Here is a 7,888-nt window from a genome sequence, read left to right as displayed (position 1 = left end):
GGGGGGGCCGAACTGGTTGCGCGAGCCGCCGTAAAGCCTTGTCGCGGCGACGAAATTGTCGCCGGGCTGCATCAGATTGTGGAAGACAAGCACCTGCGCGGCATGACCCGACGCCACCGCCAGCCCTGCCGTGCCGCCTTCGAGCGCCGCGATGCGCTCTTCCAGCACCGCCTGCGTCGGGTTCATGATGCGGGTGTAGATGTTGCCGAAGGCTTTTAGCCCGAACAGCGAGGCGGCATGGTCGGCATCGTCGAAGACAAAGGAGGTCGTCTGGTAGATCGGCGTGGCACGCGCGCCGGTCGCCGGATCGGGCTTGGCGCCGGCATGGACGGCGAGCGTGTTGAAACCGGGCGTGCGGGTCATCGAATACCTCCCTTTGAACCTTCTGAAAATCGCCGGGCATTCTTGGCGAAGCCCGGTCACGAATGCAAAGAAGAAAATGCCCTTCGACGCACGTTCTGTGATCGAGGCGCGAGAAAATGTTCCGATTACCGGAATAAATTTCCGTCTCGAGCCTGATCCAACCCGATAGGATCGGGATGGGGCTCTATCTTTCTTGTTTGACCATGATCTTTTCCGAAAACCGGTTTCCACTTTTCGGGATCATGGTCTACTTCTGGCGAACGCCGAAGCTCTGGAATCCCGGCCGCATCAGCGGCTTCTTCGACGACAGCACGCCGGAGTTGACGCCGGTCCAGCCGATTTCACCCGACAGCTTGCCATACTCGATCTTGGGGCAGCGGTTCATCACCACCTTGATGCCGGCGGCCTCGGCGCGCACGGCCGCCTCGTCGTGGCGCACGCCGAGCTGCATCCAGACGACTTTCGGCAGCGGGTCGAGCCGCAGGATCTCGTCGATGACGCCCGGCACCGCCGCGGAAGCGCGAAAGATGTCGACCATGTCGACGGGCTCGGGGAGATCGGCGGGCCTAGCATAGACTGTTCGGCCGAGGATTTCCTTGCCGGCCTGTCCCGGGTTGATCGGAAACACCGAAAACCCTTTGGCGAGCAGATATTTCAGCACGAAGTAGCTCGGCCGCACATCATTGGCGGACGCGCCGACCATGGCGATGGTCTTCACCGAATTGAGGATGCCGGCGATATAGGCATTGTCGTAGGCGTCGTGGTTCATGCCTCGTCCTCATACAGAGCTTCGGCGAGAAAACCATCCGGATCGTTGCAGAAACTGCGCATCATCCGAAAATGGTCGGTATCGCTGAAATCGGTCGGGTCGAGGCCGAACCGGCTGATGCGGAACAGCCGCGCGCCGGGACAGGCCATCAGCAGCGGCGAATGCGTCGCCATGATCACTTGCGCCGTGCCGGATTGGTCCATCCGCCGCAGCATCTTGAGAAGCTCGATCTGGCGCGTCGGCGAGAGCGCGCTTTCGGGCTCGTCGAGGATGTAGATGCCTTGCCGGCGGCAGCGCTCCTCGAAGAAACGGATGAAGCCCTCGCCATGCGACCAGGACAGGAAATCGGGCGGAGGTGGCTTGAACGGATCTTCGAGTGCCGCCTGATCGAGATAACGGGCGACGGAGTAAAAGGATTCAGCGCGAAAGAACCAGCCGGCGGTGACTTTCGGCAGCCAGTGACCGCGCAGCGTCTTAGCCAGTGCGGCGCCGCTCGTATCGATGGCAGCTGAATGGTCGATGGGCATGTAGCCCTTGCCGCCGCCGGCCTCGTCGTATCCAGCCAGCGCGCCGATCGCCTCGAGCAGCGTGGATTTGCCGGTGCCGTTCTCGCCGACGATGATGGTAATCGGCGTGGTGAATTCGAACTCGAAATCGTGGCTGCGGAAGATCGGCAGGTTCCAGGGGTATTTTTCCCAATCTGCGACCCGCGCCGGCTCTATCAGGATGCGCTTGAGATAGGGAGCCTTCAGTCGCGTCAGTTGCTTGCGAGGAGCCATGCGGCAGCGATCAGTCCGGCAGCGAGATCGTTCCGTCTTCCGCGATCGGAAAAGCCGGATTGTGCGCCACTTCCCAGACATGCCCTTCCGTATCGGCGAAATATCCATACCAGCCGCCCCAGAAGGCGCGGCCGGCCGGCTTGACGATACGACCGCCGGCCTTTTCGGCCATGGCAAGCACGTCGTCGACTTCCGTATCGGAGCGGGTGTTGTAGGCGAGGTAGATCGCCGACGGCGCCGTGCCGAAGGTGATGCCCGAATCCTCTTCGGCGCTTTCACGCGGAAACAGGCCGAGAATGACGCCGCCCATCTGGAAGAAGGCGACGCCGTCGGTGATTCCGGCATGGCGGGTCAGGCCCATCGCCTCGTAGAAGCGCGTGGCGCGCTCGAGATCGTCGACGGCGATGGTGATGATTGAGATGCGGGGTTCCATCTCTAATCGTCCGTCCATTCCGGCTTGCGCTTGCCGATGAAGGCGCCAATGCCCTCTTCCGCGTCGCGTGCCAGCATGTTTTCGACCATGACGCGGCCGGTATAGGCATAGGCCTCGGCCAGCCCCATCTCGGCCTGCGCGTAGAACGCCTCCTTGCCGGTCTTCACGACCAAAGACGATTTTGCAGCAATGGTTTGCGCGTATTTGGTGACAATCTGGTTCAGATATTCGCGCGGCACCACGCGATTAACCAGGCCGAATTCCTTGGCCGTCGCCGCATCGATGGTCTCGCCGGTCAAAAGCATCTCCATCGCGTGCTTGCGCGAGACGTTGCGCGACAGCGCCACCATCGGCGTCGAGCAGAACAGGCCGATATTGACGCCGGGCGTGCAGAAGGTCGCCTCATGCGAGGCGATGGCGAGATCGCAGCTCGCGACCAGTTGCGCCCCGGCCGCCGTCGCCAGACCATCGACCTCGGCGATCACCGGCCTGGGATGGCGCACGATCGCCTGCATCAGTTCCGCACAAGCGGAAAATGTCTCCTCGAAGAATGCCTTGCCGCGATCGGCATCAGTGCGGCGCGCGGTCATTTCCTTGAGGTCGTGTCCGGCGCAGAACACTTTTCCGGCCGCTGCCAGGATAATGGCGCGGACGGATCTGTCTGATTTCGCGCGGTCGAGTTCCGCCGTCAGCGCCGCCATCACCGCCAGCGACAGCGCATTGGCCGGCGGATTGGCGAGCGTGAGGCGCAGCACGCCCTTGTCCAGTCTCGCGACGACAGGACCTTCGGCAACAGCCGGCTTGATGGCGACGATTTCGGCCATGTTCTCTAACCTCTTCATTGGCCAGCGGCATCGGATTTGTGGGCCATGGAACAAAAGAACTAGCACGCTGCCGATTGAAGAACAGCCTTGAGACGTGTTTTCTCAAACCCGACAATTGGCCCAGGCGTTCCACCTGAGCCCCTACCGGCTCCATATAGGAAACCGCTTATGCCCGCCCAAGACAATCTCAAACCGGTGCTGACGGCGGCTGAAATCAATGCGCTGATGGCAACCGTCTACCCGCAGCTCAACGACCAGTTCACCTTCTACGAGGCGATCGACGTGTTTCCGGGCGGCTGCACGGTGCGGCTCAATGCCGACGAGCGGCATTTGCGCCCCGGCGGAACCGTGTCCGGCCCGTCGCTGTTCACGCTGGCCGACATAGGCGGCTATGTCTGCGTGCTTTCGCATGCCGGGCCAGATGCGCTTTCGGTCACCACCAATCTCAACATCAATTTCGTCCGCAAGGCCGAGGCCGGACCGATCGACGGCCATTGCCGCATCCTGAAGCTCGGCAAGAGCCTGATGGTGTTCGATATCGACATCGTCGCTGGGCCGGATGGACAGACGGTGGCGCACGCCACGGGGACCTATTCCATCCCGCCGAAGCGGGCGTCACCCTGACAATTGAATTGTCAGATAATGTTTATACTTTCGCTATGACCGATGCGCATTGAAGAAGACACTAGAATGTATCCTTGACTACTTCAGGTGGCCGATGATGCGCAAGCCTTGTTCAGTAACTTCAATAGGGAAGCGTTTGCCGGTGGCATCGATCGCTGCGCGAATAGCGTCTACGTCTTGCGGGACGAGCGCCGGGGGCACATTGTTCGATCTTTTCTTCACAACAATTCGCCGGAATTCAATCCACTCTATCTCGACCAATGGGTAGACATTCAAGGGCCATAAATCCACGTAAGCATGGGGTGGGTATAGACCGGGAAATACCGGTGACCATTCTTTTCCATCGCCGACAAATTTGACGGTGATTCCCTTGATATCAACGTCGGAGGCTTCCAATGCTTCGAACAGAGTGCGCCATTTAGTATTGGACATGAGCGAAGCCGAATAACTCTGCGTCACCTCTTTCTTGGCGTTTAGCCGTAGCGCATTCATGTCTTTCGCTGATTCTCTTCTTTTTGGCACGATTTGAGCTCCAATAGTCATGAATATATTCGCTGAATTGGAATGCCTTCACAATACCGATGAATGAATCGATCACCTTTTGGTCATGTCAGACGAAGGCCCTCCAAGGATCAGATAGCGCCATGCGACGCTCGCAACTGAACGACAGCAAAGGCTCGAACCCGATTGTTTCGAGTGATTGGGTTTGACTAAAGCTGGCCTGACCTGGCAGGCAGGCGCGCTAAATCGGTGTGGTAAAATAATACCTTTTACTCAAACCATTGGTTTTGCTTTGTTTTACGAGCCATCTGGCTTTTCACCAACCTTGACGCGATAACCGCTCTCGCCTATAAGCCCTCACGGAACCGCGGCCCGCAAAGGCCGCCGTTTTGTTATTGGCGGCGGGCAAGCGCTCGGCGCCAATCCAAGCAACAAGAAACGCCTTCCCTTGTCATTCGTGAATAAGGGACGGTCCGAACCGAAAGCAACAAATCCATGACAACCTTTTCGCAGAAGCCTGCGGATGTGGTGAAGAAGTGGGTGCTGATCGACGCCGAGGGTCTCGTCGTCGGCCGTCTCGCCACTGTCATCGCCAATCATCTTCGCGGCAAACACAAGCCCACCTTCACCCCGCATGTCGACGACGGCGACAACGTCATCGTCATCAATGCCGACAAGGTGGTGTTCACCGGCAAGAAATTCACCGACAAGGTCTATTACTGGCACACCGGCCACCCCGGCGGCATCAAGGAGCGCACCGCGCGCCAGCTGCTCGAGGGCCGTTTTCCCGAGCGTGTCGTCGAGAAGGCCGTCGAACGCATGATCCCGCGTGGCCCTCTCGGCCGTCGCCAGATGAAGAATCTCCGCGTCTATGCAGGCACGGAACATCCGCATGTCGCCCAGCAGCCCGTCACGCTCGACGTGGCCAAGCTGAACGCCAAGAACAAGAAGGTTTCGTAATATGGCTGAGCTTTCCTCGCTCGCAGAACTCGGAACTGCCACCGGCAACACCAACACGCAGCCGGCTGCACCCGTCCATGTCCAGAAGCTCGACAAGTCGGGCCGCGCCTATGCCACCGGCAAGCGCAAGAACGCCATCGCGCGCGTCTGGGTGAAGCCCGGCTCCGGCAAGATCGTCGTCAACGACAAGGTGTTCGCCGAATATTTCGCGCGTCCGGTCCTGCAGATGATCCTCAACCAGCCGATCATCGCCGCCAACCGCGCCGGTCAGTACGACATCGTCGCCACTGTCATCGGCGGCGGCCTTTCCGGCCAGGCCGGCGCCGTGCGCCACGGCATCTCCAAGGCGCTGACCTACTACGAGCCGGCGCTGCGCGCCGTGCTCAAGAAGGGCGGCTTCCTGACCCGCGACAGCCGCGTCGTCGAGCGCAAGAAGTACGGCAAGGCGAAGGCCCGCCGCTCCTTCCAGTTCTCGAAGCGCTAAGCGCTGCGCAGCTTCAGACATTCGAAAGGGCCGCCTCCGGGCGGCCTTTTCTTTGGCGATTGCTAACCTGGCCCAAATTCAAGGCCGATCAGCCGGTACTTTGATGAAGTCGATGAACGCCCGCAACGGCGCCGGCACGAGACGCCGGCCGGGATAATAGAGGAACGGCCCGGGGAAGCTCTGCCACCAAGCTTCGAGGACGGGTTCGAGCGCACCGCTCTCAAAGTAAGGGCGAAGCCAATCCTCGAAGAGGCTGACGATGCCGGTGCCGGCGATGGCTGCATCGGCGATGAGATCGGCCGCCCCGCCCAGGGTCACGAGAAGCGGTCCCGTCGGATCGACGCGTACCACCTCGCCATCTCGCTCGAATTCCCATGGCGGCATCGCACCGCTGGCGAAACGGCCGCGCAGGCAAGCGTGGCCGAGCAGGTCGCGCGGATGTTGCGGCCGGCCATGGCGGTCCAGATAGGCAGGGCTGGCGGCAGTGGCGAAGCGCTGCACGCGCGGTCCGATCGGCACCGCGATCATGTCTTGCTCCAGCCGCTCGTCGTAACGGATGCCGGCGTCGCAGCCGGCCGCCAGCACGTCGACAAAGCTCTCCTCGGCGATCACCTCCAGCCGGATGCCGGGATAGGCGGCGAGAAAACGCGGAACAATGCTGGGCAGCACCAGCCGCGCCGCGCTGACCGGCACGTTGAGGCGCAATGTACCTGCCGGCCGATCGCGGAAGCCGTTCACAACGTCAAGTGCTGTCTCGACCTCGGTCAAGGCTGGGCCGAGCCGGGCCAGCAAGCTCGCACCCGCTTCAGTCAGGACGACGCTGCGGGTCGTCCTGTTGAGCAGCCTGACACCGAGCTGCGTCTCGAGGCGGCGCACCGCCTCGCTCAAGCCCGACGCGCTGCCGCCGCTGGCACGGGCGCCATCGCGAAAACCCTTGGCCCGCGCCACGGCCACGAAGGCGTTCAGATCTCCGAGATCGATCTTCATTGTTCGATATTCCGTACAGCCCGTGCGGAATGTAGCCAATTATCGTGAGATCGGACAGCGCCTATCTCAGCTTCATCTTGAACGGAGATAGATTATGTCCAGCATCGACCAGTCCAGCTCATTCACTCTCGGCGACCGCACCGTGAAGCGGCTCGGCTACGGCGCCATGCAGCTCGCAGGACCCGGCGTGTTCGGTCCGCCCAAGGATCACGACGCAGCCTTGGCCGTGCTGCGCGAAGCCGTTGCGCGCGGGGTGAACCATATCGACACCAGCGATTTCTACGGCCCGCACGTCACCAATCTGCTTATCCGCGAGGCGCTCGCGCCCTATTCCGACAATCTGACGATCGTCACCAAGATCGGTGCGCGTCGCGGCGCGGACGGCTCGTGGCTTCCGGCCTTCTCTCCCGAAGCGCTGACGGAGGCGATGCATGACAATCTGCGCAACCTCGGGCTCGACGTGCTGGACGTGGTCAATCTCAGGATCATGTTCGACGCGCATGGCCCCGCCGAAGGGTCGATCGAGGCGCCGATCACTGTGCTGGCCGAGCTTCAGCGACAGGGCCTGGTGCGTCATATCGGGCTAAGCAATGTCACGTCAGCACAGATCGAAGAGGCGCGCCGCATCGCGCGGATCGTTTGCGTGCAGAACCAATACAATCTGGCGCACAGGGGCGACGATGCCTTGATCGACGAACTTGCTCGCGACGGCATCGCCTATGTGCCGTTCTTTCCGCTCGGCGGCTTCAACCCGCTGCAGTCGTCTACGCTATCCGGCGTCGCGGAGCGACTGGGCGCCACGCCCATGCAGGTCGCGCTTGCCTGGCTGCTCCGTCGCGCGCCCAATATCCTGCTGATTCCCGGCACCTCGTCCGTCGCGCATCTCAGGGAGAACCTGGCGGCGAGTGAACTGGAGTTGCCCAGCGATGTGCTGAGGGAACTGGACGGCGTGGCGATGGCGGCTTGAGACTAGCCAATCTCCCCCCTCGTGGGGGAGATGGCCGGCAGGCCAGAGGGGGGCGCTGCCCCGCCAGCCTATCCATCAATTTGTGTCAATCGAAATTGTCTTGAAGCCAATTGTCGGCATCGTTTTGACAAAGGTAAGCGATCCGTCGCGCCCCCCCCTGCCCTGCCGGGCATCTCCCCCACAAGGGGGGGGATCGG

Annotated in this window: 11 protein-coding genes; 4 read left to right on the top strand and 7 right to left on the bottom strand. The window is 61.4% G+C overall.

All coding sequences use genetic code 11. From position 1 onward, the window contains the following. From EOB36_RS35155 to EOB36_RS15175, 5 genes are all read right to left on the bottom strand, one after another. On the bottom strand, positions 1 to 363 hold a 363-nt coding region (locus EOB36_RS35155; RefSeq protein ID WP_245467804.1), incomplete at its 3' end, for a PLP-dependent transferase. A 247-nt stretch (positions 364 to 610) separates the two neighbouring features. Further along, complete coding sequence (locus tag EOB36_RS15190; protein ID WP_128285161.1) at positions 611 to 1,132, bottom strand: CoA-binding protein; 522 nt, start codon at positions 1,130 to 1,132, stop codon at positions 611 to 613. Continuing rightward, on the bottom strand, positions 1,129 to 1,911 hold the full coding sequence (locus EOB36_RS15185; protein ID WP_128285160.1) for an AAA family ATPase: 783 nt from the start codon (positions 1,909 to 1,911) through the stop codon (positions 1,129 to 1,131). The genes EOB36_RS15190 and EOB36_RS15185 overlap by 4 nt, the downstream gene beginning before the upstream one ends. A gap of 10 nt (positions 1,912 to 1,921) precedes the next feature. Further along, the gene (locus EOB36_RS15180; protein WP_128285159.1) at positions 1,922 to 2,344 is read right to left on the bottom strand and encodes a VOC family protein; all 423 of its coding nucleotides are present in this window, start codon (positions 2,342 to 2,344) and stop codon (positions 1,922 to 1,924) included. 2 nt (positions 2,345 to 2,346) lie between these two features. Next, positions 2,347 to 3,168, bottom strand: a complete 822-nt coding sequence (locus tag EOB36_RS15175; RefSeq protein ID WP_128285158.1) for an enoyl-CoA hydratase — start codon at positions 3,166 to 3,168, stop codon at positions 2,347 to 2,349. A 168-nt stretch (positions 3,169 to 3,336) separates the two neighbouring features. Between EOB36_RS15175 and EOB36_RS15170 the strand changes: the two genes are divergently transcribed. Continuing rightward, positions 3,337 to 3,792 carry a PaaI family thioesterase gene (locus tag EOB36_RS15170; RefSeq protein WP_128285157.1) on the top strand — a complete coding sequence of 152 codons (456 nt, stop codon included), beginning with the start codon at positions 3,337 to 3,339 and terminating at the stop codon, positions 3,790 to 3,792. A 78-nt stretch (positions 3,793 to 3,870) separates the two neighbouring features. Here the strand turns inward: EOB36_RS15170 and EOB36_RS15165 are convergent, their stop codons facing one another. Beyond that, positions 3,871 to 4,335: a DUF6678 family protein gene (locus EOB36_RS15165; RefSeq protein WP_128285156.1), complete on the bottom strand. Its 465-nt coding sequence runs from the start codon at positions 4,333 to 4,335 to the stop codon at positions 3,871 to 3,873. Between the two features lie 453 nt (positions 4,336 to 4,788). Here EOB36_RS15165 and rplM point away from each other — a divergent pair, with 453 nt between their 5' ends. Together rplM and rpsI are read left to right on the top strand one after the other, a co-directional pair. Next, on the top strand, positions 4,789 to 5,253 hold the full coding sequence (gene rplM / locus EOB36_RS15160; RefSeq protein WP_091591498.1) for a 50S ribosomal protein L13: 465 nt from the start codon (positions 4,789 to 4,791) through the stop codon (positions 5,251 to 5,253). 1 nt (position 5,254) lies between these two features. Next, on the top strand, positions 5,255 to 5,737 hold the full coding sequence (gene rpsI / locus EOB36_RS15155; RefSeq protein WP_023717316.1) for a 30S ribosomal protein S9: 483 nt from the start codon (positions 5,255 to 5,257) through the stop codon (positions 5,735 to 5,737). A 78-nt stretch (positions 5,738 to 5,815) separates the two neighbouring features. Here the strand turns inward: rpsI and EOB36_RS15150 are convergent, their stop codons facing one another. Continuing rightward, positions 5,816 to 6,724, bottom strand: a complete 909-nt coding sequence (locus EOB36_RS15150; protein ID WP_128285155.1) for a LysR family transcriptional regulator — start codon at positions 6,722 to 6,724, stop codon at positions 5,816 to 5,818. 94 nt (positions 6,725 to 6,818) lie between these two features. Here EOB36_RS15150 and EOB36_RS15145 point away from each other — a divergent pair, with 94 nt between their 5' ends. Next, positions 6,819 to 7,691 carry an aldo/keto reductase family oxidoreductase gene (locus tag EOB36_RS15145; protein WP_128285154.1) on the top strand — a complete coding sequence of 291 codons (873 nt, stop codon included), beginning with the start codon at positions 6,819 to 6,821 and terminating at the stop codon, positions 7,689 to 7,691. The last annotated feature ends 197 nt before the right edge of the window (positions 7,692 to 7,888 follow it).

The sequence above is a fragment of the Mesorhizobium sp. M6A.T.Cr.TU.017.01.1.1 genome (assembly GCF_004023115.1).
Taxonomy (GTDB): domain Bacteria; phylum Pseudomonadota; class Alphaproteobacteria; order Rhizobiales; family Rhizobiaceae; genus Mesorhizobium; species Mesorhizobium mediterraneum.
The sequence above is the reverse complement of the archived record's forward strand: the minus strand, read 5'-3'. Positions and strand labels throughout refer to the sequence as shown.

Excerpts from the sequence above, each read along its gene's own strand:
- EOB36_RS15190 (WP_128285161.1), bottom strand. The coding sequence starts at position 1,132 with ATGAACCACGACGCCTACGACAATGCCTATATCGCCGGCATCCTCAAT.
- EOB36_RS15185 (WP_128285160.1), bottom strand. The coding sequence starts at position 1,911 with ATGGCTCCTCGCAAGCAACTGACGCGACTGAAGGCTCCCTATCTCAAG.
- EOB36_RS15180 (WP_128285159.1), bottom strand. The coding sequence starts at position 2,344 with ATGGAACCCCGCATCTCAATCATCACCATCGCCGTCGACGATCTCGAG.
- EOB36_RS15175 (WP_128285158.1), bottom strand. The coding sequence starts at position 3,168 with ATGGCCGAAATCGTCGCCATCAAGCCGGCTGTTGCCGAAGGTCCTGTC.
- EOB36_RS15170 (WP_128285157.1), top strand. The coding sequence starts at position 3,337 with ATGCCCGCCCAAGACAATCTCAAACCGGTGCTGACGGCGGCTGAAATC.
- EOB36_RS15165 (WP_128285156.1), bottom strand. The coding sequence starts at position 4,335 with ATGACTATTGGAGCTCAAATCGTGCCAAAAAGAAGAGAATCAGCGAAA.
- rplM (WP_091591498.1), top strand. The coding sequence starts at position 4,789 with ATGACAACCTTTTCGCAGAAGCCTGCGGATGTGGTGAAGAAGTGGGTG.
- rpsI (WP_023717316.1), top strand. The coding sequence starts at position 5,255 with ATGGCTGAGCTTTCCTCGCTCGCAGAACTCGGAACTGCCACCGGCAAC.
- EOB36_RS15150 (WP_128285155.1), bottom strand. The coding sequence starts at position 6,724 with ATGAAGATCGATCTCGGAGATCTGAACGCCTTCGTGGCCGTGGCGCGG.
- EOB36_RS15145 (WP_128285154.1), top strand. The coding sequence starts at position 6,819 with ATGTCCAGCATCGACCAGTCCAGCTCATTCACTCTCGGCGACCGCACC.